A 23,573-nucleotide genomic window follows, 5' to 3' on the forward strand; every position below is an offset into this window, starting at 1 on the left:
ATTTCGATGATCTCGTGACGCGCCACGGGCAGCGTGCATCAGAGATTCCGGGTGCAAAATCTCGTGACGTCGCGCGCCGTCGATCGAGAAGATTCCTGGTTCAAAAAATTCTGCGCGACATGGTCCGGGCTTTGACTTCAGCGGTCACGGCAGCATNNACATTCCAGCGCATGGATTGCAGCAATCCATGCGCTGGAATGTCTGAAGGCACGATCTTCCGGATCGACGATGGCGGCACAAGGCGCCGCGCGGCAATACTGCAACCGTGATCGACCGCACGCATCATTATTGCGTCGGGATGTCTCGCGGACGGGCTTCGGGCGGCTGGCCGATGTGTCGGATGCGGTCCGTTGCGCGGCACCTCGGTTAACATTGGGGGAGGCCTTCTCGCGCGGCGATCAACGATATTGGTATCAGACGCGGAAAAACGCGAACCAGATGACACCCAGGATCAGGAACGCGAGCCCCGTCGAGGCTGTCAGCAGCGCGAGAACCGAAGGTCCCGGCTCGGCCTGGCGCGCCTCGGTCGGGGTTTCAATGATCTGACCGTGTCGTTCCGTTGCCATAGCGACCTCTTTGCTCAAGTGCCTGTAATTCCGGCGATTGCTGCTCCTCTTCGCGGAGGGCCAACGCATGATCCGGAGCGATGTTCCGAGCCGGTTGACCCGTCCGCCCCGCGCTCCCATCGCGCCAAACCGGCGCAAGGCGAGGCTACGGTTAACGCCGTTGCCAAATTCACCAGGCCGCGTTGTTTCAAACTGGGGTTCCCGGTGTTATCCTTGACCGTTCCGTCGGTTGCGTAATCGGAGTTTTCCCTATGGCCCCCCGCGCCAACTGGAAGGGCTTTTTGCGCCTTTCGCTCGTGACCTGCCCGGTTGCCCTGTACCCGGCGACATCGGATACCGAAAAGGTCTCCTTCAACCAGATCAACCGCAAGACCGGGCACCGCATCAAATACGCCAAGGTCGACGCGGAGACCGGCGAGGAAGTGTCTGCCGACGACATCATGAAGGGCTACAAGGTCGACACCGACACCTATATCGAGGTCACCAAGGAAGAGCTCGACGACATCGCGCTGGATTCGACCCGCACCATCGAGATCGACGAATTCGTGCCGCGCAGCGAGATCGACAGCCGCTATCTGATCCGCCCCTATTATCTCGTGCCCGACGGCAAGGTCGGCCACGACGCCTTCGCGGTGATCCGCGAGACCATCCGCAGCATGGACAAGGTCGCGATCGGCCGCGTGGTGCTGACCAACCGCGAGCACATCATCGCGCTCGAGCCGCTCGACAACGGCTTGATGGGCACGCTGCTGCGCTACCCCTACGAGGTGCGCAGCGAGAAGGAATATTTCGACGACATCCAGGACGTGAAGATCACCAAGGATATGCTCGATCTCGCCAAGCACATCGTCGAACAGAAGTCCGCCGAGTTCGATCCGGAGGAGTTCGAGGATCGCTACGAGCAGGCGCTGATCGACCTGATCAACCAGAAGCGCAACGGCATCAAGATCGCGAAGCCCGCGGCGAAAGCCAGCGGCAACGTCATCAACCTGATGGATGCTCTGAAGAAGAGCCTCGCCAACGAGAAGCAGGCCGCGCCTGCCAAGGCCGAAGCGAAGGTGGCGAAAGGCAAGAAGCCGAAGAAGCGCATCGAGGGCCAGCGCGAGATGCTGCTGCCGATCTCGGGCAGCGGCAAGCGCGAGCCCAAGGAAGTCGCCAAGCCCGAGCCGAAGAAGGCCGAGAAGCCCGCCCGCGCGCAGGGCAGCGCGGCCCGCAAGAAGGTCGGCTGACCCGACAAGCGGCACGCGATGATCCCGATCCCCAGTTGCCGAGATGCCCTGGTCGACGCCGTTTGATGAACCGATCGCGCTGCATCGCGGCGGCACGCTGCTGACATTGCAGCAGGCTGCCGACTACATCATGAAGCTATCGGAAGATGCCCAGCAAGAGCCGCGCTGGCAGATCGCGGTCGAGCATCTGATCAACGCTGCTGAACGCGGCGCAGGCTGGCTGATGTTCGCGCGCATCGCGATGCTGCGCGCGTTGAACGGAGATGACGCAGGCGACTGAGTTGGTGTCCGACGGCGTTTACTTGAATGCGGAACTGACGGCGTTGAACTGGCCGCTGACGCTGGTGCCGATGCCCCTGACACCCGCGACGATCACGATGCTGATGCCGCCGGCGATGATGGCGTATTCGATGGCCGTCGCCCCGACCTCATCACGCAGAAATCTTGCCAGCAACGCGCGCATGAAAAAGCTCCTGTCCGGCGCTCGCGGTTTGGTGTCCTGCGCCGTAGCAATATGCCAGTCAAACTAGGCCTCATTGGTTGACGGCCCATTGATGGAAAGGATGAACGAACGCTTAAAGGTTGCGCACAATTTTCTCGCCAGTTTTGCCGGCGTGTTTGCGCCGCGCAGCGGCGGGCGACGCCGCGATTGGGCGTAAACGCATATCAGGACTACCTGATCCGGCCGCGGCGCCGCTTTACCCTGGCGGCGGAATCCTGTTCCTTTATCGGACAGGCGACAACGAGGCCGGAACGAACCGGCCGCATCCAGAGGGAGTGACCGTCATGAAGCTCGGCACCGCGATCGCGGAAATCATGAAGCGCGAGGGGATCGAGATCCTCACGGGCTATCCGGTCAACCACCTGATCGAGTACGCCGCCGCGGCCGACATCCGCCCGGTGATGGTGCGCCAGGAGCGCATCGGCGTGCACATGGCCGACGCGATCTCCCGCATCACCTCGGGCGACAAGATCGGCGCGTTCTGCATGCAGCACGGCCCGGGCGCCGAAAACGCCATGGGCGGCGTCGCGCAATGCTATGGCGAATCCGTCCCCGTCCTGGTGCTGCCGATGGGCTATGCGCGCCGGCTCGCCAATATCGACCCGAACTTCAACTCCAGCCAGGCGATGAAGGCGTTCTCGAAGTCCTCGGAGCCGATCAACATCGCAGCCGAGGTCTGCAACATCTTCCGCCGCGCCTTCACCAGACTGAAGAACGGCCGCGGCGGACCTGTCATCGTCGAAATCCCCGCCGACATGTGGAACGAGGACGTGCCGGAGCCGCTGAACTACACGCCGGTGCTGCGCACACGTTACGGCGCCGACCCCGTCCACATCAAGGAAGCCGCCGCCCTGCTCGTCAACGCCAAGCGACCGGTGATTTATGCGGGCCAGGGCGTGCATTACGCAAAAGCCTGGCCGCAGCTGAAGCGCCTCGCCGAGCGGCTCGCAATCCCGGTCACCACGAGCCTTGGCGGCAAATCGTCCTTCCCGGAGACGCATCCGCTGTCGCTCGGCTCCGGCGGCCTCGCGGTGCCGCGCGCGGTGCCGAAATTCCTCGCCGAGGCCGACGTGATCTTCGGCATCGGCTGCTCCTTCACCGAGACTTCGTTCGGCATCGCGATGCCGAAGGGCAAGACCATCATCCATTCGACGCTGGACCCGAACCACATCAACAAGGATGTCGAGGCCAAGGTCGGGCTGGTCGGCGACGCCGGCCTGGTGCTCGACGCGCTGCTCGAGGAGATCGGCAAAACGGTGACTGCGGACCGCAGTGCCAGCGCGGTCGCCGAGGAGATCGCCGCCTCGCACAAGGAGTGGCTCGCCAAATGGATGCCGAAGCTGACCCACAACGACGCGCCGCTCAATCCGTACCGCGTGCTGTGGGACTTGCAGCACACCGTCGACATCCACAACACCATCATCACCCACGACGCCGGCAGCCCGCGCGACCAGCTGTCGCCGTTCTGGAAGTCGGTCGAGCCGCTGTCCTATATCGGCTGGGGCAAGACCACCCAGCTCGGCTATGGCCTTGGGCTGGCGATGGGCGCCAAGCTGGCAAAACCCGACAAGCTCTGCATCAACGTCTGGGGTGATGCTGCGATCGGCTTCACGGGAATGGACTTCGAGACCGCGGTGCGCGAGCGGATTCCGATCATGTCGATCCTGCTCAACAATTTCTCGATGGCGATCGAACTGAAGGTGATGCCGATCTCGACCGAGAAGTATCGCTCGACCGACATCTCCGGCGACTACGCCGCGATGGCGCGGGCCTTCGGCGGCTATGGCGAGCGGGTGACCAAGCCCGAGGACATCATCCCCGCGATCAAGCGCGGCATCCAGAAGACCAAAGAGGGCGTGCCGGTGCTGCTGGAGTTCATCACCAGCAAGGAGACCGAGGTGTCGCGGCCGGGGACGTGAGGCGGCCGCTCTCTCAGCCGTCATTGCGAGGCGCGAAGCGACGAAGCAATCCATATCTCCGCTTGTGACGGAATGGATTGCTTCGCTCGCAATGACGAGACTGCTGCGACCGCCCCTACTGCGACAGCTTCACAAAGTCAGGAAACTTCAGCTTGCCTTCCGCGATCGCCTTTGGCCAGACCGTGATCTGCTTGCCGTTCTGCCACTGGAACACGAGACCGGTGACGGTGCCCGGGCCGGACTTGATGCCGTGGGTGAACTCGTCGTTCTTGCCGTAGAACTGGATCTTGCCGATGGTGCCCTCGAAGTCGGTCTTCTCGAGCTCGGCCACCATCTTGTCCGGATCGGTCGAGCCGGCGCGCTGGATCGCTTCCGCGATGATGTAGACCTCGTCATAGGCGGTGTAGCCGGTGTAGGCCGGCTCGACGTTAAACTTCGCCTTGAACGCGGCCGCGAACGGCTTGGTCTTCGGGGTCACCGCGACATTCGGCGTCGCCACCGCAAGCGAGGGCACGCCTTCAGCGGCACCGTTGGTGTCGCCCCAGAACGACGGGCTCAGCGCCTGCGCGCTGATGCCGAACATCGGAATCGGCACCTGCTGGTTCTTCCACTGCACGGTCGGCTGCACGCCGACATGGGAGATGCCGGTGACGATCACGTCGGGCTTGGCGGCTTCCATCTTGTTGAAGATCGGCGTGAAGTCGGTGGTGTCCGGCGAGAAGCGGATGTGCTCAACCACCTTCAGGCCGGCCTTGGGCAGGCAGGCCTCATAGCCGGCGTCGAGCGGCTTGGTCCAGGCCGCGTCCTCGCTCATGATCGCCGCCGACTTGAACTTGAGGTTGTCGACGAGCAGCTCCTTGGCAGCGTCGCAGACGATCTGGGCCTGCGCGGCCGAGGTCAGGTAGCCATGGAAGGTGTACTTGTTCTTCTCATAGTCGTTGTGAACCGCCTTGGTGATCTCGTTCGAGGCGGCGCCGGGCGTGATCAGCGGCATCTTCAGGCGCGAGGCCCACGGCTCCAGCGCCAGCACGACCTCGCTGATATAGCTCGCGATCACGGCCGAGACCTTGTCCTCGCTGACCGCGCGCTGGAACGCGCGCACTGAATCGGCCGACGAGCTCTTGTTGTCGTAGGTGACGATCTCGATCTTGCGGCCCATCACGCCGCCCTTGGCGTTGATCTCGTCGGCCGCGATCTGCGCGCCGCCCGGGGTGGCCGCGCCCGCGATCGACTGCACCTCGGCGATCACGCCGATCTTGATCGGGTCCTTGGACTGCGCATAGGCCGGCGCCGCGAGGCAGAGCCCGAGCGCAGTGGCCAACAGGCTCGCGCGGGCGGCGGTTGAGTATCCTGACATCATCATCTCCCTTTGCTTTGTTATTTTTCAATCGTCGAACGTCAGAGAAAGTCCTTGCCGGCCTCCGCGGCGAACCGGCCAGGATCGCCTTCCCAGACGATCCGTGCGTGCTCCAAGACATAGACGCGGTCGGCATGCGGAAGCGCGAAGGTCACGTTCTGCTCGCCGAGCAGCACCGTGATCTTGGTGGTCTGGCGCAGCTTCTCCAGCGCCTTCGACAACAATTCGAGGATGACGGGCGCCAACCCGAGCGTCGGCTCGTCCAGGATCAGGATCTGCGGCTGCATCATCAGTGCGCGGCCGATCGCCAGCATCTGCTGCTCGCCGCCGGACAGCGTCTGCGCCATCTGGCCCTGCCGCTCCTTCAGGATCGGGAACAGCTCGAACAGCCAGGCGAGCTGCTTGGCCCGCGCCGCATCGTCGAGATGCTGGCCGCCGAGGTCGAGATTTTCCCGCACCGTCATCTCGCCGAACAATTCGCGCGATTCCGGACATTGCACCAGGCCGGAGCGGGCAATCTTCGCGGGCCCCGTGCCGCGCAGCTTCTCGCCGCCGCGCAGGATCTCGCCGGTGTAGGGCAGGAAGCCGGAGATGGTGTTGAACAGCGTGGTCTTGCCGGCGCCGTTCAGCCCGACGACCGAAACGAACTCGCCCTCGTGGACGTGGATCGAGACGTTCTCGAGCGCCTGCGCCTTGCCATAATACACGCTGACATTCTCGACTTGCAGCAGCGGCACCTTGTCCTTGAACGAGGTCTCAGGCCGCGCATGAGTCTCGATCGCCCCGCCGAGATAGACCCGCCGCACGGTCTCGTTCTTCATCACGTCCTCGGCGCGGCCGGTCGTGATCTCCTCGCCGAGATACATCGCGAGTACGCGGTCGACCAGGGCTGCGACGCTCTTGACGTTGTGGTCGACCAGCATCACCGCGCGGCCCTCGTCGCGGAAGCTGCGGATCAGTTGCGAGAAGGTGCCGACCTCGGCGCTGGTGAGGCCCGCGAACGGCTCGTCGACCAGCACGACTTTTGGATCACGCGCGATCGCCTTGGCGAGCTCGAGCCGGCGTAGGTCGGCGAAGGGCAGCGTCGGTGGGCGTCGATCCATCACCGCGCCGAGCCCGACGCGATCGGCGATCCATTTGGCGCGCTCGGTCAGCGCCTTGTCGGGAAACAACATGAACAGGCTGTCGGGCAGCAGCGCGACCATGATGTTCTCCAGCACGGTCTGCCGGTTCAGCGGCCGCGAGTGCTGGAACACCATGCCGAAGCCCTTGCGCGCGATCTTGTGCGCGGGCAGGCCGGCGACATTCTCGCCCTCGAACAGCACCTCGCCGGCGGTCGGGCGCTCGATGCCCATCACGCTCTTCATCGCGGTCGACTTGCCCGAGCCGTTGGGCCCGATCAGGCCGAGGATCTCGCCGGGATGCAGCTCGAAGCTCAGGTTCTTCACCGCGGTCAGGCCGCCGAATCTCTTGGTCAATCCGCGGACGGTGAGCGTTGCAGTGGTCACGGTCTGATCCATTTAGGAGCGCGCCTCGCGTGACAGGGCCGCTCCGAGGAAACCGCCGGGGAAGAACAGCACGACGAGCAGCGCCACCGCCGAGACGATGAAGGTCGCAAGCTCGCCGGTCGGGCGCAGGAATTCGCCGGCCACGATCAGGAAGATGGCGCCGAGCGCCGCGCCCAGCACCGTGCGCCGGCCGCCGAGCACGGCGGAGACGATGACGTTGACGCCGACCGCGACGTCGACCACGGTGCCGACCGAGGCGGTGCCGAAGTAGAACACCAGCAGCGCGCCCGACAATCCGGAGAAGAACGCGCTGACGATGAAGGCCGCGAGCTTGTGCTTGACGATGTTGAAGCCGAGCGCGCCAGCCTGCACCGGGTCCTGTCCGCTCGCTTGCAGCACGAGACCGACCGGCGATTGCGACAGCCCGTACAGGATCGCGGCGCTGATGGTCATGAAGCCGAGCGCGATCCAGTAATTGGCGCCGGCATTGATGGTGATGACGTCGGGGATGGTGAGCCCTATCTCGCCGCCGGTGAGGTCGGCAAACACCACGATGAAATTCTGCAGCATCAGCACCGCGACCAGCGTGGTGAGGCCGAAATACGGCCCCCTCACCCGCAGCGCCGGTAGCGCCAACACGAAACCCGCGACAACAGAGGCCAGCGCGCCGAGCAGGATGCAGAGATAGACCGACCAGCCGAACTGGGCGTTGAGGATGCCGGCGGTATAGGCGCCGGTGCCGATCAGGAAAGTCGGGCCGAAATTGACCTCGCCGGCGAAGCCGAACAGCAGGTCCCAGGCCATCGCGAACACGCCGAAATAGAACGCGACGGTGAGCAGACCGAGGATGTAGCCCGAGACGTAGAACGGCAGCGTCGCGGCGACCACGACGCAGACCAGCGAAATGAAGAACAGGCGCGAGGTGAAGAACTTGGCCATCTCAGCGCCTCCCCAAGAGGCCTTGCGGCCGCAGATACATCACGAGCACCAGCAGCAGCAGCGCCGGAATGGTGCGGTAGGCGGGCGAGACCAGATAGGCGGTCAGGGTCTCGAGGTAGCCGACCACGAAGGCCGCGATCAGCGAGCCGGAAACGCTGCCGAGACCGCCGAGCACCACGATCGAGAACGCACTCGCAGTCAGCGGCCCGACGCTGTACGAGCTGACGCCGAGGAACATGCCGAGCAGCACGCCGGCGATGCCGGCCAAGATGCCGTAGATGCCCCACACCACGACATAGATCTGGGTGAGCTCGAGGCCGAGCAGCGTGACGCCGCGCGGATTCATCGAGGCCGCCAGCACCGCCTTGCCGGTCCGCGTGCGATTGACCAGCAGCCAGAGCAGGCCGATCACGAGACAGCAGACCACCGCGGTGAAGATGTTGTTGCGCGGGGTGCGGTTGCCGAAGATATCGACGACGCCCTCGACGATCGGCAGCACCGTCTTGGCATTGTTGGTGAAGAAATAGGCGATCAGCTCCTGGATCATGATGCCCCACAGCAGGGTGCCGGTGAGGACGAAGATCTCCTTCTCCTCGTTGGGGATCCGCCTCGAGTTCTGGATCGGCTTCACGACCACGAAATAGGTCGCGAACGCCATGACCAGCGCGACCGCGACGCCGACCAGCGCGCCTGTGTAGATGTCGAGGTGCAGCACGCTCGCCGCAGCCCAGGCCGCGACCGCTGCGGCCACCATGATGGCACCGTGGGAGAGATTGAGAACGCCGGAGACACCGAAGATCAGGGTGAAGCCGGTCGCGCCGAGCGCATAGAGCGCACTGATGGCAAAGCCATCGATCAGGATTTGTAAGGCAAGCATCTCAAATTGGCCGCGGCAGCTGGCTGCCTGTTGTGGAGGACGCGGAACCGAAAAACCGATGCTCCCGGGAGGACCCGGGAGCATGATCTTCAATCAGTTCGTGGTGACCTTGACGAAGCTCGGGAATTTGAGGTCGCTCTTGGCGACCTCCTTCGGCCAGACCGCGACCTGCTTGCCGCCCTGCCACTGCAGCATCAATCCCGTGATCAGGCCCTTGCCGTACTTGATCGAATGGGTGAACTGGTCGTCCTTGCCGTAGAACTGGACCCGACCGATGGTGCCTTCCCAGTCGGTCTTCTCCAGCGCGTCGACCATCTTGTCGGCATCGACCGAGCCGGCGCGCTTCACCGCATCGGCGATGTAGTAAACCTCGTCATAGGCGGTGTAGCCGGCATAGGACGGATAATTGCCGTAGCGCTTCTTGAAGCCCTCCGCGAACGGCACCGACTTCGGCGTCACCGCGACGTTCGGACCGGACACGCCCTGATACAGCACGCCTTCCGCCGCGTCGTTGGTGTCCTTGCCGAAGGTCTCGTTGGTCGCCTGCGAGGAGATGCCGAACATCGGGATCGGCACCTGCTGGTTCTTCCACTGCACCGTCGGCTGCACGCCGACATGCGAGATGCCGGTGATGATCACGTCGGGCTTGGTGCCTTCGATCTTGTTGAAGATCGGCGTGAAGTCGGTGGTGTCGGGCGAGAAGCGGATATGGTCGACGACCTTGAGCCCGATCTTCGGCAGGCACTCCTCGTAGCCGACGTCGAGCGGCTTGGTCCAGGCCGCGTCCTCGCTCATGATGACCGCGGTCTTCATGTGCTTCTGATCGACCAGCAGATCCTTGGCGGCATCGCACACCGACAGTGCCAGCGCCGCCGATGTCAGGTAGCCGTGGAAGGTGTACTTGTTCTTGTCGTAGTCGGCATGAACGCTCTTGCTGATCTCGTTGGAGGCCGCGCCGGGCGTGACGAACGGCGTCTTCAGCCGCGAGGCCCACGGCTCGAGCGCGAGCACGACCTCGGAGATGTAGCTCGCGATGACGACATTGACCTTGTCCTCGTTGACGGCGCGCTGGAATGCACGCACCGAATCCGCCGAGGATGAATGGTTGTCGTAGCTGATGACCTCGATCTTGCGGCCGTCGATGCCACCCTTGGCGTTGATCTCGTCGGCGGCCATCTGGGCCGCCTGCGGGATCGATGCACCGGCAATCGCCTGCGCCTCGGCGATCACGCCGATCTTGAGGGTGTCGGCGGCCTGCGCCGCGTTGGGCGCGAGCGCCACAAGGCCCAAAGCGGCTGCTCCGGCGAATTGCTGCATCGCATGAAATGGCAGTCGCGATGTTCTTGTCACGCTGTTTCACTCCTCGTCTTGTTGGGCTGCTTCGAGCTCTTGGGGCGGGACTATAGCTGCGACAAAATGCGCAGCAAGTGAAACCGCGCGCGGATCGCCATGCATGGACGACAACTAAAGTAGTGGGTCGGAGCAGACAGGCTGAATAAATATGAGGCAGCGGGGAATAAGAGTCGGGGGGCGAAAATCTCTCCTCACGTCATTCCGGGGCTCGCGAAGCGAGAGCCCGGAATCCATTCAACCACTTGCTCTGTGGGTCGATGGATTCCGGGCTCGCGCTTCGCGCGCCCCGGAATGACGGGGTGGATAGGGACGAGCGCGGGTGATGACATCACGTGGTTTGAGACGTTGAATCGAGCATCATCAACATCGTCGTCCTGGCGAAAGCCAGGACCCATAACCACCGGTTGGGGTTGTCGTAGGGATCGTGGCCCCCGCGTCGCTCAACAATTCGCAGTCGGGGTAATGGGTCCTGGCTTTCGCCAGGACGACACTCGGGAGAACCCCACCCTACTCCGCCATCTCGACCGCGGGCCGCGTCGCGGGGCCGGCGAGCGGTCGCTCTTCCATCGTGATCATGCAGATCGCGGCGGTGGTCAGCAGCACGGCGGCAGCGCCGAACACGTAGCGGAAGGCGGTGATCATGTCGGCCATCGGAATCGCGTTGACGCTGCCGGCGGCCGCGGCGTGGTGCTCGCCGGCGAGCGAGATGTCGGTGCCGAGCGTCATCAGCAGGATCGTGGTGAAGGCGGCGACCGTGAAGGAAGCCATCATCGCCCGGAAGAAGTTCATCGCGCCGGTCACGGTGCCGACCTGCGGTCGCGCCACCGCGTTCTGCAACGACACCACGCTGATCGGGAATGTGGTGCCGAGCCCGAGCGCGAACACGCTCATCAGGGTCAGCAGGCCCCACAGCGGCAGCGTCGTCACCGCCATGCCGACGGCGCAGATCGCAGCAACCGAGGTGCCGACGATCGCGACCCGCTTGTAGTGCTTGGCCTTCGCCATGGTCCGGCCGGCGATCGCCGCGCCGCAGGTCGAGATCGCCGCGAGCGGGATCAGCGCCAGGCCGGCCTCGCTGGCCGTGAGGTGATAGACCACCTCGTAGTAGAGCGGCAGATGCACGGTGAGCCCGACCATGGCGCCGAGCGCGCAGCCGCCCGCGCCCATCGCGAACGGCACCACCGAGCCGCCGAGCAGCGACAGCGGCAGGAACGGCTCGTCGGCGCGGCGGGCGTGCCAGACGAAGGCGACGGCGAGCGCGATCGAGGCACCAATCATCGCGGTGATGGTCGGCGACAACCAGGACAGACGGGTGCCGCCCCAGGTCAGCACCAGCATCAGCACGACAGCCGAGGCCATCAGCAGGATGCCGCCGAGCCAGTCGACCTTGCGCTTGCGGTGGAACACCGGGATCTTCTTCATCTTCGGCAGCAGCAGTGCCAGCGCGGCGGCCGCGAGCGGCAGGTTGATCCAGAAGATCATCGACCAGTGCAGATGTTCGGCGAACACGCCGCCGACCACCGGGCCGAGAATGCCGCCGGCCATCCAGACGCTGGAAAAATAGGCTTGGTAGCGGCCACGCTCGCGCGGGGTGACCACGTCGGAGATCACGGTCTGGACCACGGGCATGATGCCGCCGCCACCGAGCCCTTGCAGGCCGCGGGCAATGATCAGCATGGTCATGCTGGGCGCGATCGCGCACAGCACCGAGCCGACCACGAACAGGCTGAGCGAGGTGATGATCATGACGCGGCGGCCATAGATGTCGCTCAGCGTGCCGAACACCGGCGCGACCGCGGTCGACGCCAGCAGATAGGCCGTGATCACCCAGGAAAGATTGGTGACGTCGTGAAACTGGCGCCCGATCGTCGGCAGCGCGGTTGCGACGATGGTCTGGTCCAGCGCGGCCAGGAACATCGTCAGCATCAGGCTGATCACGATGGTGCGGACTTCGTCCGGATTGAGCGGTGCCGGCGGCGCCAGCGGCGGCGCGTCGCTGAGTTCGATCACCTCGCTCGGAAGGTGGGACAGCTCTTCGGCAATCTCGTCAGGCAATGTCGATTGGTCGGCAGGAAAACGGCTCTGCCGTTCATACTTGTTCATTTGGGGCGTAATGCTGCTGCGCGGGCGCGTCCCGCGAGGGAATCATTCTCTACGCCGCAATTTATGCAGCAATTCGCTGCTGAGGCAGGCACCCCAGCGCATGGGTGCATCCCACGGCGATGTTCTCGCGATGACGTGATTGCAGGCCGGCCGACGACGGCGGCGGCAACGTCATCTTCACGTCTTGGAGAGCTTCGGCCGCTTCTTCAATTGTGCCCGCTTCGGCAGCAGGGCCGGCCAGCGCACGATATGATCCTCGAGATCGGCGTCGTTGACGTCGAGCTCGGTGCCCTCCACCCGCCCGCGCACCGAGACGCCGGCCTCATGGACCGTGTTGGGATCTCCCGAGATCAGGGGATGCCACCAATAAAGGTCCCGCCCCTCGGCGACGAGCCGGTAACCGCAGCTCGGCGGCAGCCAGTTCAAGGTCCGGACGTTTTCCGGGGTCAGGCGGACGCAATCCGGGACCTGCTCGGAGCGGTTCGGATAGTCCTTGCAGGCGCACAGGCCGGAATCGAGCAGCTTGCAGGAAATATGGGTGAAGTAGATCTTGCCGGTGTCCTCGTCCTCGAGCTTCTCCAGGCAGCACCGTGCGCAGCCGTCACACAGGCTCTCCCATTCGGCGCTGGACATCTGTTCCAACGTCTTGGTTTTCCAGAAGAATCCTTCCTGGCCCGACGGGCGCTTGGGCGGTGCGGTCATGCTATTCCTGAAATGACGGTGCCACTCTTCTTGGGATGCCGGCGCCGGGTGCGCAAGGGGGCGCGAATGCGGGGTCGCAAAAGGCGGTGGGCAGCGTTAGGGCTTTCATTAAATTCACAAGCCGCGCCATTGGTTTATGGCAGCCGCTCGGTTAGAACGAGGAACGAGTCCCCAACGACGCAAAAGCGCCTTGGGATTGCCGCAACATCGAAGCAAGACGCTGACCTGCGCCCGGTTGGGGCGCCCGCAGCGCTGTCGAACTGATCAAGGGTCCGGTCCTTCAGATCATGCCGTCGCATTGGAAACAGAAGGTCCGGAACTTCTTCCTGGATCTCGATGCGCGTATCGACTCGACGCTGTTCTCGTCGGGCAAGGGCCTGCGCGAGCTCTACGAGCGCTATTCCACCTTCATGGACCGCTTCTATGTCGGCCGCTGGAAGCGCTGGGTGTTCATCGAGCCGCTGTCGGAAGCCGCGACCATCGGGCTCGGCGGGATGATCCTGATGCTGACGCTGGCGATCCCGGCCTTCCGCGAGACCGCCGACGAGGACTGGCTGAAGAAATCAGACCTCGCGGTCACCTTCCTCGACCGCTACGGCAACCCGATCGGCAGCCGCGGCATCAAGCATAATGACTCGATCCCGCTGGAAGATTTCCCGGACAATCTGATCAAGGCGACGCTGGCGACCGAAGACCGCCGCTTCTATGACCATTTCGGCATCGACATTCCGGGTCTCGCCCGCGCGCTGGTCACCAACGCGCAGGCCGGCGGCGTTCGCCAGGGTGGTTCGTCGATCACCCAGCAGCTCGCCAAGAATTTGTTCCTGAACAATGAGCGCACCATCGAGCGCAAGGTGAAGGAAGCCTTCCTCGCGATCTGGCTCGAGACGCGGCTGACCAAGAACGAGATCCTGAAGCTCTATCTCGACCGCGCCTATATGGGTGGCGGCACGTTCGGCGTCGACGGCGCCGCTCATTTCTACTTCAACAAGTCGGTGCGCGACGTGAACCTCGCGGAAGCCGCGATGCTCGCCGGCCTGTTCAAAGCGCCGACCAAATACGCCCCGCACATCAACCTGCCCGCCGCGCGAGCCCGCGCCAATGTCGTGCTCGACAATCTGGTCGACGCCGGCTTCATGACCGAGGGCCAGGTGTTCGGCGCCCGCCGCAACCCGGCGGTCGCGGTCGACCGGCGCGACGAGAACTCGCCGAACTACTATCTCGACTACGCCTTCGACGAGATGCGCAAGCTGGTCGACACCTTCCCGAAATCCTACACCGAGCGCGTCTTCGTGGTCCGCACCGCGATCGACATGAACGTGCAGCACGCGGCCGAGGAAGCGATCGAGAACCAGCTCCGCCAGTTCGGCCGCGACTATCACGCGACGCAGGCGGCAACCGTGGTGTCCGATCTCGACGGCGGCATCCGCGCCATGGTCGGCGGCCGCGATTACGGCTCGAGCCAGTTCAACCGCGCCACCGATGCCTATCGGCAGCCCGGCTCGTCGTTCAAGCCCTATGTCTACACCACGGCGCTGCTGAACGGCTTCACGCCGAACTCCAAGATCGTCGACGGCCCGGTCTGCATCGGCAATTGGTGCCCGCAGAACTATGGCCATTCCTATTCGGGTCAGGTCACGCTGACCCAGGCGATCACCCGCTCGATCAACGTGGTGCCGGTAAAGCTCTCGATCATGCTCGGCGGCAAGGAAGGACCGAAAGCGGGCCGCGCCAAGATCATCGAGGTCGCGCGGCGCTTCGGCCTCACGGCGCCGCTACCCGATACGCCGTCGATGCCGATCGGCTCCGACGAAGTCACGGTGCTGGAGCATGCGGTGGCCTATGCAACCTTCCCGAACCGCGGCAAGGCGGTGACGCCGCATTCGGTGCTCGAGGTGCGCACCGGTGCCGGCGATCTGGTGTGGCGCTGGGACCGCGACGGCCCGAAGCCGCGACAGGCGATTCCGCCTAACATCGCCGCCGACATGGCCGGCATGATGAGCCACGTGGTCAGCGAAGGCACCGCGCGCCGCGCCGCGCTCGACGGCATTCCGACCGCGGGCAAGACCGGCACCACCAACGCCTATCGCGACGCCTGGTTCGTCGGCTACACCGGCAACTTCACCTGCGCGGTGTGGTACGGCAATGACGACTATTCGCCGACCAACCGCATGACCGGCGGCTCGCTGCCGGCGCAGACCTGGCACGACATCATGGTGGCCGCGCATCAGGGCGTGGAAGTGCGCGAGCTCAACGGGGTCGGCATGGGCCAGAAGCTGCCGCCACAGCCGGCGCAGGCCAATGCCCAGGCCAACGCGGGGCCACGCGTCCTGGAGACCAAGCCGGGCCCGCCGCCGGTGCTGACCAAGCGCGGTGCCGACATCCTGGTGCGGGTCGAGAAGCTGCTCGACGACGCCGCGCGGAGCAACGACAAGTCCACCGGCAAGGCCACGCTGAACGAACCGTCGAAAGCCGGCAAGCCGGAATCCTCGAGCGCGCTGGCGTTCCCCGAAAACTACGTTGCCGCGGCCGGGCCGGACGGCGCGACAACGGCTGCGCCACGCAAGAACTGACGTGCGGCTCCTCCTCTCAACCCTGCTGGCCCTCATCATCGCCACCGCCGTCGGCCTCGGCCTGACTTACGCGACGGCGACGCGCGGCACCGATCTCGGCACGCTGAAGATCGGCGCCTGGACGGCGCGGCCGAAGAACGGCACCTCCGACGTCGATCCCTATTCGCGCGCCACCATCGCGCGCAGCGGCGAGCTGCCGATCGGCACCGGCGACGGCATCGCGTTCTCGGCGACCACTGACGACAAGAACAAGCCACTCGACGGCCGCTGCGACATCGTGGTCAGCGGCGTGACGCCGGCGGCGCGGTTCTGGACGCTGACGCTGTTCGATCGCAAGGGCCACCTGGTGGCGAATTCGCTGCAACGCTACGGCTTCACCAGCCAGGAGATCATGCGCGCCTCCGACGGCACCTTCGAGATCCACATCGCTTCGCGCTCGCGCGCCGGCAACTGGCTGCCGACCGGCGGCATCGAGCGCTACGCGCTGATGCTGCGGCTCTACGACACGCCGGTCGGGGTCGCGACCCGCACCCAGCGCGACGCGCCGATGCCCGCGATCACGACGACAGGCTGCCCATGATCCGCGTGCTGTTCACCATCCTCGCAGGCGTGCTGCTCGGCGGCGTGGTGCACCTCGTCAGCGTGCTGGCGCTGCCGCGCATCGCCTCGCAGGACGCCTATTCGCGGCTGACGCCGGTGACCAAGCTGAACGAGGTGACGCAGTTGCCGCTGGCCGACCCGAGCCATGCTCCGATGCCGCTGATGGATCCGGCCTTCGCGGTGGCGATCTGCCGCTACGATCTCTCCACCGGGCCGCTCAAGCTCACCGTGCCGGTCAGCCAGGCCTATACGTCGGTGTCGTTCTACACCCGCAACGAGGTCGCCTATTACGCGATCAACGACCGCTCCGCCGGCAAGAAGGTGATCGAACTCGACCTGATGACGGAAGCCCAGCACAACGAGCTGCCGGAGGACGAGGACGTCACCGCCGCCGACCGGCTGATCATCGACTCGCCGACCGAGACCGGCCTGATCCTCCTAAAGGCGCTGGCGCCGGAGCCCGGCCTGATGCCGCAGGCGCAGGCCTCGCTCGCGGCGTCGTCGTGCAAGGTGCAGGCCGAGCCCGTCGCCGCCAAGCCGGACGCGACACCACCTCCCCTGCCTGCGCCAGCCCCGCCGCCCGCGGCACGGAAGCGCTAGCTAACTCGCTGCGAGCGCGTGCCGGCCGCAGCGGCAGGTCTCGTAGTCGACGGGATCGTGGCTGTTGACGATCGTGACCTCGGCGCCATGCGCCGCCTTCAATTGCCGCAGCCGCTCCTGGTTCTGGATCCGCGTCGCGCGATCCATGTCGGCGCGGCGCTGGAACAGGCCGAGCACCAGCGGGATCCGCGGCGTTGCATCGAGCTGCGCGTGGTGGAAATAGGCATCACCGGCGTGCAGCAGCCATCCGTCCCTGTCGCGCACCGCAATGCCGCAATGGCCCAGCGTGTGGCCGGGCAGCGGGACCATCAGAATGTCCGGCTCGCGATCGCCGAGCGCACGCACGCCCTTGAAACCGAACCAGTCCTCGCCGTCGTCGCCGTAGAACGTCCAGTCCGGCCCGTGCTGCCACTGCGCCGTGACGTAACGCCCCACGGGCGGCGCGACCCGATGCGTCACCGCCATGTCGTATTCCCTGCGATGGACATGCACTTTGGCCTTCGGAAAGTCCGGCACGCCGCCGGCATGGTCGCGATCGAGATGGGTCAGCAGCAGATGGCGCACGTCGTCGGGCGCGAAGCCGAGCGCCTTGACCTGCCGGACGGCGGTCTCGGCCGGATCGAGCCGCGGTGTGGTCCGCCGCACCCATTTGCGGCCGAGCCGCGGCGGGTCCGCGATGTCGCCAAGCCCGATCCCGGTGTCGATCAGCACGAGGCCGTCATCGCTCTCGACCAACAGGCAGTGGCAGACCATCCGCCCGCGCTGGAAGATGCTGCCGCTGCCGTTCACGAGCCGCTTGCCGATCGGGCACATGGTGCCGGTGTTGAGATGGTGGATGCGCATGACCAGTCCTCCGCTAAAACCAGTGCAGGCTTGCCACTCGCCGCTCCATAGGTAAAATATTGTCTGTCTATCTCTACGATAGGATATGCCTATGGATATCCGCGAACTCCGCTACTTCGCCGCGGTTTACCGCGAGCGCAACCTGACGGCCGCGGCGAAGCGCTGCTTCATCTCGCAGCCGTCGATCTCGGCGGCGATCACCAACCTCGAGGCTGAGCTCGGCACCACGCTGTTCATCCGGCACAAGAAGGGGATGGCGCCGACGGAGTCAGCCGCGCAATTCCACGGCATCGCCCGTAAGATCATCGACGAGGCGGACGCGGCACGAAACCTGTTCCGCAAGCCGGCGACGACGCAGGCATTGACGCTCGGCCTGTTGCGGACGCTCGATCAGGCCCGGACCATCGCCCTGCTGAAGCCGCTGACCGGCAATGCCGATCTCGCGCTTCGGCTGGTCGGCGCCAACGAGACGGCCGACGCGCGGATCGTCGCGAAGACCATGATCAACGCGGTCGAGCACTTCATCCCGCTATGGAGCGAGCGCTACGTCGCGGCACTGCCGCCGTCGCATCCCCTTACCCTGAAGGATCGACTTCGTACCGCCGACTTCGCTGATGTTCCGATGATCGACCGCTGCCATTGCGAACAGCAGGAGTTCTTCAAGCGCAGCTCGCCGCGGCGCAGGCCGGTGGCGATCGCGGAATCCGAGGAATGGGCGATGGCACTGGTTGCGGCCGGGGTCGGCGTCGCGATCGTCCCCGAAGGCGTGGCGCGCGGCAATCCCGACGTCGCGATGCGTGCGATCGATGTCGATGTCACGCGCCAGGTCGGCCTCGCCTACCCATCGGCGCAGCCGCCCTCCGATGCGCTGAAGCAGTTCATTGCGAGCCTGCCCCGACAACCGGGCAGTCGCCGCGTCACGTCGGCCACAAGGAGAATGAAGCGCGCCTAGCCCTTCGAGACCACGGCCTGGCCCGCGACCGGCGCGGAGACCAGCGGCGCATTGGCGGTGAGCCGGGCGAGCTCGTTGATCTGGCGGTCGGCGTCGGCGGCCATGCCGTCGGGCGCCTGGATCACCAGCCGCTCCAGCGCCCAGCGATAGGACGAGATCCGCCGCTCCAGGCTTTGCTGGACCCACTGCACGATCAGCGTGTTCTCTTCCATCCGCGCCACCGCATCGGCCTTCTCGCGCGGCGACAGGTCGGAGATCACGTTGAGGCTGGCATTGCGCTTGCGGTCGAGCTCGATCACCTGGATCGCGGTGGCGAAGAACGGCTCGAACCGGGTGATGTCGTCGCGCACCTGGTCGATCAGCAGCGAATAGCGCGAGGCGAAGGAACGATGCGGCTCGTCGATCAGATTGCGGCCATAGGCGGTGCGATCGAACACCACCTTCTGCCGCCAGGGCGCGGGCAGCGGCTGGTAGTCGCCGAACACGCTCTTCCACGCCGGCCGCGACAGCGGCGGCTCGATGAACTGATAGGCGAGATCGCGCAGCTGACGTTCTTGTTCGGTGAGCTGGAACTGCGAGGCCTTCTTGCCGACGCTGCCGGTCGCCTCCGCGCCCATCCAGCGATGCATGTCGTCGTTGCGGAAATCGGCGCGGGTGCGGCCGAAATCGCCGCCGCTACAGCCTGCGAGCGCCGAGCCCGCCAGCAGCAGGATCAGCGCCGGAAGAGACCGCCGACCAGCGGTCCGTTGCGCAAGCTCCGGCATCGCACGATATCCGTGATCAGGAGCGGCGACGGCGACGGCGGCCCTGCGCAGTCCCCTGCTCCGGTCCGCGACCACCGCCGGTCTCCTCGGTCGTTCGTTCGATCCGCACGACGGGAAGGATCAGCACGGTCCCCATGCCTTCGCCGGCAGCACCGGCCATGCTTGGCCGCCGCGCAGCCGCATCCGCCGGAAACTCAACGATGGTGCCCATGTTCCGTTCTCTCTGGCCCCGCACGGACATGATTTGCCCCGCGCCCGCCGAGTTAAGAACGCGTATGGTTAACGGCATCTTAACCGGCCGATACGGACGGTTACGGATCTGGCGCTGTGCCCTATGGGACACGCAAATTCGAGCATAGGCCTTCACGGCTTGTTTTCCTTAACCACCTCTTAAAGCAGCCTGCGTAGGCTCGTTGCCACAGGGTTTTTCAAACCGAATCTTACTGGCAAGTCGCGTACGCCCGAGATGAGCGCAGCTCCGCTATTTCCTGGTTTCGATGGGCTGATGACGCTCTCGCGCCGTGAGGGCGTCGACATCCGCCCCACTTTGCTGCGTGTCCTGACCGACCTCTATGTGCAGGCGAGCGCGCACTCCAAAGATGAAGAGCGTCAGTTCGTCGAGTTGACGTCGCGCCTGATCGACGAGGTCGATGACGCGACCCGTGCTGCCGTCCGCGCGCGGCTGGCGATCTATCCGGCGACGCCCGCTGCGATCATGGACAAGCTCGGCCTGCGACGCGCTGATCCCGACCAGCCTGTGCCGACGGCTGCTGCAATTCCCGCGGCGGCGCCGTCGACGCAGCCCGCCAGGATCCCGACCGAAGCCGAGTTGCGGATGGCGGCGAGCCTTGCGATGCGGCCGACCGATGCCGCCGAAATCTCCGACATGTTCTTTGCCGCCAACGCCAAGGAGCGCGCGCAGATCCTGCATAATCTGCAGGAGACGCGGCTGAAGGCCGCGGCAAGGATTCCGGCCGCACGCGCCGCGCGCGCGATCCATATCCTGGAGATGGCGGCGTTCGCCGAGGACATCGACAATTTCACGCTCGAGCTCGGCGAGGCGTTGATCCTGCCGTCGCGGATCGCCGCCGAGGTGGTCAACGATCCCGGCGGGGAGCCGCTCGCCTGCGCGATGCGGGCGCTTGAAATGTCGAGCGCCGCGTTCCAGCGCATCCTGATGTTCCTCAATCCGGAAGCCGGCTCGTCGGTCAACTATGTCTACCGGTTGTCGCGGCTGTACGATCGGCTCAGCGAGCGCTCCGCGCTGGTGATGTTGGCGGCATGGCGCGGCTCGACCATGGCGGTGGCCCGCGCCAAATATCGCTCGTCGCTCTATGATGACGAGCGCCATCGCGTGCGAGCCGCACCGACGCAGGCGCGACCGGCCGCGCAGCCCGGCAGCGCGCCGGCGATCCGCAATCAGAAGTCTGGAAGTTAGCTCTTCGCCAGATCGAGAAAGTGCCGTCCGGCGCGATCCTCGGTCTCGACGATCCAGGCGTCGGGATCGAAGCGCAATTCCTTGGTCAAGCGCTCTTCGACCGAAGGCTCGGGCACCGGCTGCGGCGCAGTCGGCACGAACAGCCGCTCGGCCGGACGGCTGTCGTCGTAGACCGTCTGCGGCGCCGGCGTATACAGCATCGCATTGCCATCCATCAGCGCGACCTTGACGAATACCGCCCCGGCCTCCTCGGCGCCCTTCTTGCGGATCGCGCCGAACACACCCTCGGTCTGGCAGCGGCGCAGATAGGCCGCGACCCAAATGCTGGTTTTCAATCGCATGCGCGACCTATAGGCCAGCGACGGCGGCCCGTCCAATTGTCACAGATGCGGCCGACGCTGGCGGGTTGACCGTCACCGCAACCGCCCATATCCTTCACGTCGCGGTGCAAGCCGCGCCCGGGTCCACGGGAAGGGTCGAACCCACTTGCAACATTGATGCGGCAAATCAAGCCTTTGTGCAGCCGGTTTTGTGGACCATCGGCCATTGATGCACGGAGGTTTTCATGGACCGATCGCGCGCGCGATTGAATCTCGAACATCTGAAGAAGCAGGCCAAGGAGCTGATCCGTCTTTACCGGCGGCAAGCCCCGGAGGCACTTTCCCGATTCCGTCGATCGCTGCCGTCGGCGTCCGGGCGCAGCGACGCTGACATCATCGCGCTCAATCTCCGGCTCCACGACGCGCAGTCCTGCATCGCGCGCGATCTTGGCTTTGCCTCCTGGCCCGACCTGCGGCGCTATGTCGAGGCGCAATTGCCGCCGGGCAAGAGCAAGGCCGATCGCGTGCGGCGCTGGCTGCAGCTCGTCTACGCCAGCGATATCGACGGCGGCTCGAATCGCGCCCACCCGCGCGTGGCCGCACGCATGCTCGCCGAGGATCCCGGCCTCGTCGCCGGCGATCCCTACCTCGCCTGCGCCGTGGGCGACGAAGCAGCGGTTCAACAGGCGGCGGCCAACGATCCTGCCTGGGTCAATCGCGCCGGCGGACCGCTGCGATTGCCGCCGCTGGTCGCGGTCGCGCATTCCAGCCTGCTGCAGCTTCCCGGGTTCCAGCCGCGGCTGCTTCGCTGCGCCCGCCAGCTGCTGCAGGCTGGTGCCGATCCCAACCAGAGGATCGGCAGCCGCTGGCCGCCCGGCACGCTCGCGGCACCCGACGACAGCAATCCGCTGTCGGCGCTCTATGGCGCCGCCGGCCAGAACCACGATCTCGAACTGACCAGACTGTTGCTCGAGGCCGGCGCCGATCCGAACGACGGAGAGTCGCTGTATCACTCGCTGGACGCCTTCGTGACGACGGGCATTCTGCTCGAACACGGCGCGCGGATTCCCGAGGCCTATGCGATGTACAAGGTGCTCGACACCGAGAACGTGGCTGCGCTCGCGCTCCTGCTGCAACACGGCGGCAATCCGAACGAGCCTGCCCGCAACGCCCCCACGAGCGATTCCGGCTCACCGCTGATGTGGGCCATTCGGCGGCGACGATCCCGCCGATGTATCGCGATGCTGCTTGACGCCGGCGCCGACCCGCACGCGGCGACTCCCAATGGTGTCAGCGCGTACCGCTACGCGCTACAGTTCGGCCTGAGCGAGGTCGCCGAGTTGCTGCGCGAACGCGCTGGCGCCGAACCGCTCACCGACGACGAGCTGTTTGTCGCCGCCTGTACGAGCGGCAATGAAAGGGAAGCACGGCAGATCCGGGCCGCCCGACCCGACCTTCCGGCCACACTGTCGCCGCAGCAATTGCGCCTGCTGCCCGAACTCGCGGCGGCAGGAGCCGACGACGCGGTGCGGCTGATGGTCGAACTCGGCTGGCCCATCGCGGTGCGCGCCGGCGACTGGGACGCCTCCGCGCTCAATCACGCGGTTTTCCGCGGCAATGCCGGACTGACACGCTTCCTGCTCGAGCATGGCGCGCAATGGACCGAGCAGCACGGCTTCGGCGATAACGCCTCCGGTTCATTGTCGTGGGCATCCTGCAACGAACCGGTCGAGGGCGGCGACTGGGCGGGCTGCGCGCAGGCGCTGCTCGATCACGGCATGCCGCATGGAATTCCGGATCGCGACGATCCGGAATGGCTTCTGGTCGCAGGGCGGAAGAAGCTGTTCTCCGACGAGGTCAGAGAGGTGCTGCTCGGCGACGCGGCGTGAGGCGCCGGTCTATTCGATCGGCCGGCCGATCATGGTGGTGAGTTCGTGCACCAGGCGATCGGACATTTGCCCGGTCACCGGCAGCTTGCGGGCGCGCTCGAACTTGGCGATCGCGGTCTGGGTATCAGCCCCGATCGTACCGGTCGGCTTGAGCTGGCCGTAGCCATACTCGGTCAGCGTCCGCTGGACCGCGGCGATCCGCCGCCCGGCCGGGCTGAGATGCGCGGTCGGGATCGGCGCCGGCGGACGAAGTGCGTTCGACGGTGCGGCCGCCGGCGGCGCGGCGGTCGACTTCAAGACCAGGTTGGCCATGGGATCGACCGGCTTCGCTTCGACCGGCTTTGCTTCAACCGGTTTGGGCTCAACCGCTCTGGTCTCGACCGGCCTCGTCTCGACCGGCTTCACATCGACCGGCTTCGGCGTATCCAGCACGGCCGTCTCGGCTGACCGCGCGGCGGCCTCCGCCGGGCGCGGACGCGGTAGCGGATTGGCGGCCGCGGCAACCGGGGCCGGCGGCGGCAGCGTCACCACCGAACCGC

23 protein-coding genes are annotated in these 23,573 nt (G+C 65.4%); 9 read left to right on the forward strand and 14 right to left on the reverse strand.

The window, feature by feature from the left end:
- Positions 1-413: 413 nt before the first annotated feature.
- Positions 414-584, reverse strand: a complete 171-nt coding sequence (locus tag B2W55_RS33375; RefSeq protein ID WP_157817183.1) for a hypothetical protein — start codon at positions 582-584, stop codon at positions 414-416.
- A gap of 233 nt (positions 585-817) precedes the next feature.
- On the opposite strand from B2W55_RS33375, the gene B2W55_RS33380 reads away from it, so the two are divergent.
- Together B2W55_RS33380 and B2W55_RS33385 are read left to right on the forward strand one after the other, a co-directional pair.
- Positions 818-1,795: a Ku protein gene (locus tag B2W55_RS33380; RefSeq protein WP_024579540.1), complete on the forward strand. Its 978-nt coding sequence runs from the start codon at positions 818-820 to the stop codon at positions 1,793-1,795.
- 43 nt (positions 1,796-1,838) lie between these two features.
- On the forward strand, positions 1,839-2,075 hold the full coding sequence (locus B2W55_RS33385; protein ID WP_024579539.1) for a hypothetical protein: 237 nt from the start codon (positions 1,839-1,841) through the stop codon (positions 2,073-2,075).
- An 18-nt stretch (positions 2,076-2,093) separates the two neighbouring features.
- Here B2W55_RS33385 and B2W55_RS33390 read toward each other — a convergent pair whose 3' ends face one another.
- On the reverse strand, positions 2,094-2,258 hold the full coding sequence (locus tag B2W55_RS33390) for a Flp family type IVb pilin (RefSeq protein WP_024579538.1): 165 nt from the start codon (positions 2,256-2,258) through the stop codon (positions 2,094-2,096).
- Positions 2,259-2,413: 155 nt separating this feature from the next.
- Between B2W55_RS33390 and B2W55_RS33395 the strand changes: the two genes are divergently transcribed.
- Positions 2,414-4,216 (forward strand): thiamine pyrophosphate-requiring protein, encoded by a 1,803-nt coding sequence (locus B2W55_RS33395; protein WP_256372053.1) that lies wholly within the window; start codon positions 2,414-2,416, stop codon positions 4,214-4,216.
- Between the two features lie 115 nt (positions 4,217-4,331).
- Here the strand turns inward: B2W55_RS33395 and B2W55_RS33400 are convergent, their stop codons facing one another.
- The 7 genes from B2W55_RS33400 to B2W55_RS33430 form a co-directional block, all read right to left on the reverse strand.
- Positions 4,332-5,576, reverse strand: a complete 1,245-nt coding sequence (locus tag B2W55_RS33400) for an ABC transporter substrate-binding protein (RefSeq protein WP_029878839.1) — start codon at positions 5,574-5,576, stop codon at positions 4,332-4,334.
- Between the two features lie 38 nt (positions 5,577-5,614).
- Positions 5,615-7,093, reverse strand: a complete 1,479-nt coding sequence (locus B2W55_RS33405; RefSeq protein ID WP_024579535.1) for an ATP-binding cassette domain-containing protein — start codon at positions 7,091-7,093, stop codon at positions 5,615-5,617.
- Entirely contained in the window at positions 7,094-8,020 is a 927-nt protein-coding gene (locus B2W55_RS33410) for a branched-chain amino acid ABC transporter permease (RefSeq protein WP_024579534.1), read from the reverse strand. It abuts the gene before it with no gap.
- Position 8,021: 1 nt separating this feature from the next.
- Positions 8,022-8,897, reverse strand: a complete 876-nt coding sequence (locus B2W55_RS33415) for a branched-chain amino acid ABC transporter permease (RefSeq protein WP_024579533.1) — start codon at positions 8,895-8,897, stop codon at positions 8,022-8,024.
- A gap of 93 nt (positions 8,898-8,990) precedes the next feature.
- Positions 8,991-10,214, reverse strand: a complete 1,224-nt coding sequence (locus tag B2W55_RS33420) for an ABC transporter substrate-binding protein (RefSeq protein WP_024579532.1) — start codon at positions 10,212-10,214, stop codon at positions 8,991-8,993.
- Between the two features lie 543 nt (positions 10,215-10,757).
- Positions 10,758-12,353: an MDR family MFS transporter gene (locus B2W55_RS33425; RefSeq protein ID WP_024579531.1), complete on the reverse strand. Its 1,596-nt coding sequence runs from the start codon at positions 12,351-12,353 to the stop codon at positions 10,758-10,760.
- Between the two features lie 177 nt (positions 12,354-12,530).
- Positions 12,531-13,055 (reverse strand): YcgN family cysteine cluster protein, encoded by a 525-nt coding sequence (locus tag B2W55_RS33430; RefSeq protein ID WP_024579530.1) that lies wholly within the window; start codon positions 13,053-13,055, stop codon positions 12,531-12,533.
- 287 nt (positions 13,056-13,342) lie between these two features.
- Here B2W55_RS33430 and B2W55_RS33435 point away from each other — a divergent pair, with 287 nt between their 5' ends.
- From B2W55_RS33435 to B2W55_RS33445, 3 genes are read left to right on the forward strand one after another with little or no spacing between them, the layout of a single operon-like run.
- Entirely contained in the window at positions 13,343-15,628 is a 2,286-nt protein-coding gene (locus B2W55_RS33435) for a transglycosylase domain-containing protein (protein ID WP_024579529.1), read from the forward strand.
- A gap of 1 nt (position 15,629) precedes the next feature.
- Positions 15,630-16,208 carry a DUF1214 domain-containing protein gene (locus B2W55_RS33440; protein WP_024579528.1) on the forward strand — a complete coding sequence of 193 codons (579 nt, stop codon included), beginning with the start codon at positions 15,630-15,632 and terminating at the stop codon, positions 16,206-16,208.
- The gene (locus tag B2W55_RS33445) at positions 16,205-16,828 is read left to right on the forward strand and encodes a DUF1254 domain-containing protein (RefSeq protein WP_024579527.1); all 624 of its coding nucleotides are present in this window, start codon (positions 16,205-16,207) and stop codon (positions 16,826-16,828) included. Before B2W55_RS33440 ends, B2W55_RS33445 begins: the two co-directional genes overlap by 4 nt.
- Here the strand turns inward: B2W55_RS33445 and B2W55_RS33450 are convergent, their stop codons facing one another.
- Complete coding sequence (locus tag B2W55_RS33450) at positions 16,829-17,671, reverse strand: MBL fold metallo-hydrolase (protein ID WP_024579526.1); 843 nt, start codon at positions 17,669-17,671, stop codon at positions 16,829-16,831. It lies immediately after the preceding gene.
- A gap of 91 nt (positions 17,672-17,762) precedes the next feature.
- Here B2W55_RS33450 and B2W55_RS33455 point away from each other — a divergent pair, with 91 nt between their 5' ends.
- Positions 17,763-18,623 carry a LysR family transcriptional regulator gene (locus B2W55_RS33455; protein WP_024579525.1) on the forward strand — a complete coding sequence of 287 codons (861 nt, stop codon included), beginning with the start codon at positions 17,763-17,765 and terminating at the stop codon, positions 18,621-18,623.
- Here B2W55_RS33455 and B2W55_RS33460 read toward each other — a convergent pair.
- Both B2W55_RS33460 and B2W55_RS33465 read right to left on the reverse strand, forming a co-directional pair.
- Positions 18,620-19,387, reverse strand: coding sequence for a hypothetical protein (locus tag B2W55_RS33460; protein ID WP_291532737.1), 768 nt, complete (start codon positions 19,385-19,387; stop codon positions 18,620-18,622). The two genes, B2W55_RS33455 and B2W55_RS33460, sit on opposite strands and share 4 nt — an antisense overlap.
- 16 nt (positions 19,388-19,403) lie before the next feature.
- Positions 19,404-19,598 (reverse strand): hypothetical protein, encoded by a 195-nt coding sequence (locus B2W55_RS33465; protein WP_024579523.1) that lies wholly within the window; start codon positions 19,596-19,598, stop codon positions 19,404-19,406.
- 255 nt (positions 19,599-19,853) lie between these two features.
- On the opposite strand from B2W55_RS33465, the gene B2W55_RS33470 reads away from it, so the two are divergent.
- The gene (locus B2W55_RS33470) at positions 19,854-20,825 is read left to right on the forward strand and encodes a DUF2336 domain-containing protein (RefSeq protein WP_024579522.1); all 972 of its coding nucleotides are present in this window, start codon (positions 19,854-19,856) and stop codon (positions 20,823-20,825) included.
- Here the strand turns inward: B2W55_RS33470 and B2W55_RS33475 are convergent.
- On the reverse strand, positions 20,822-21,166 hold the full coding sequence (locus B2W55_RS33475) for a DUF1491 family protein (RefSeq protein ID WP_024579521.1): 345 nt from the start codon (positions 21,164-21,166) through the stop codon (positions 20,822-20,824). The genes B2W55_RS33470 and B2W55_RS33475 overlap by 4 nt on opposite strands.
- Positions 21,167-21,639: 473 nt before the next feature.
- Between B2W55_RS33475 and B2W55_RS33480 the strand changes: the two genes are divergently transcribed.
- The gene (locus B2W55_RS33480; protein ID WP_291532738.1) at positions 21,640-23,034 is read left to right on the forward strand and encodes an ankyrin repeat domain-containing protein; all 1,395 of its coding nucleotides are present in this window, start codon (positions 21,640-21,642) and stop codon (positions 23,032-23,034) included.
- 9 nt (positions 23,035-23,043) lie between these two features.
- Here the strand turns inward: B2W55_RS33480 and B2W55_RS33485 are convergent.
- The coding region (locus B2W55_RS33485; RefSeq protein WP_291532739.1) for a peptidoglycan-binding domain-containing protein at positions 23,044-23,573 on the reverse strand (530 nt) is incomplete at its 5' end.

Source organism: Bradyrhizobium sp. UBA2491 (assembly GCF_002341725.1).
Taxonomy (GTDB): Bacteria; Pseudomonadota; Alphaproteobacteria; order Rhizobiales; family Xanthobacteraceae; genus Bradyrhizobium.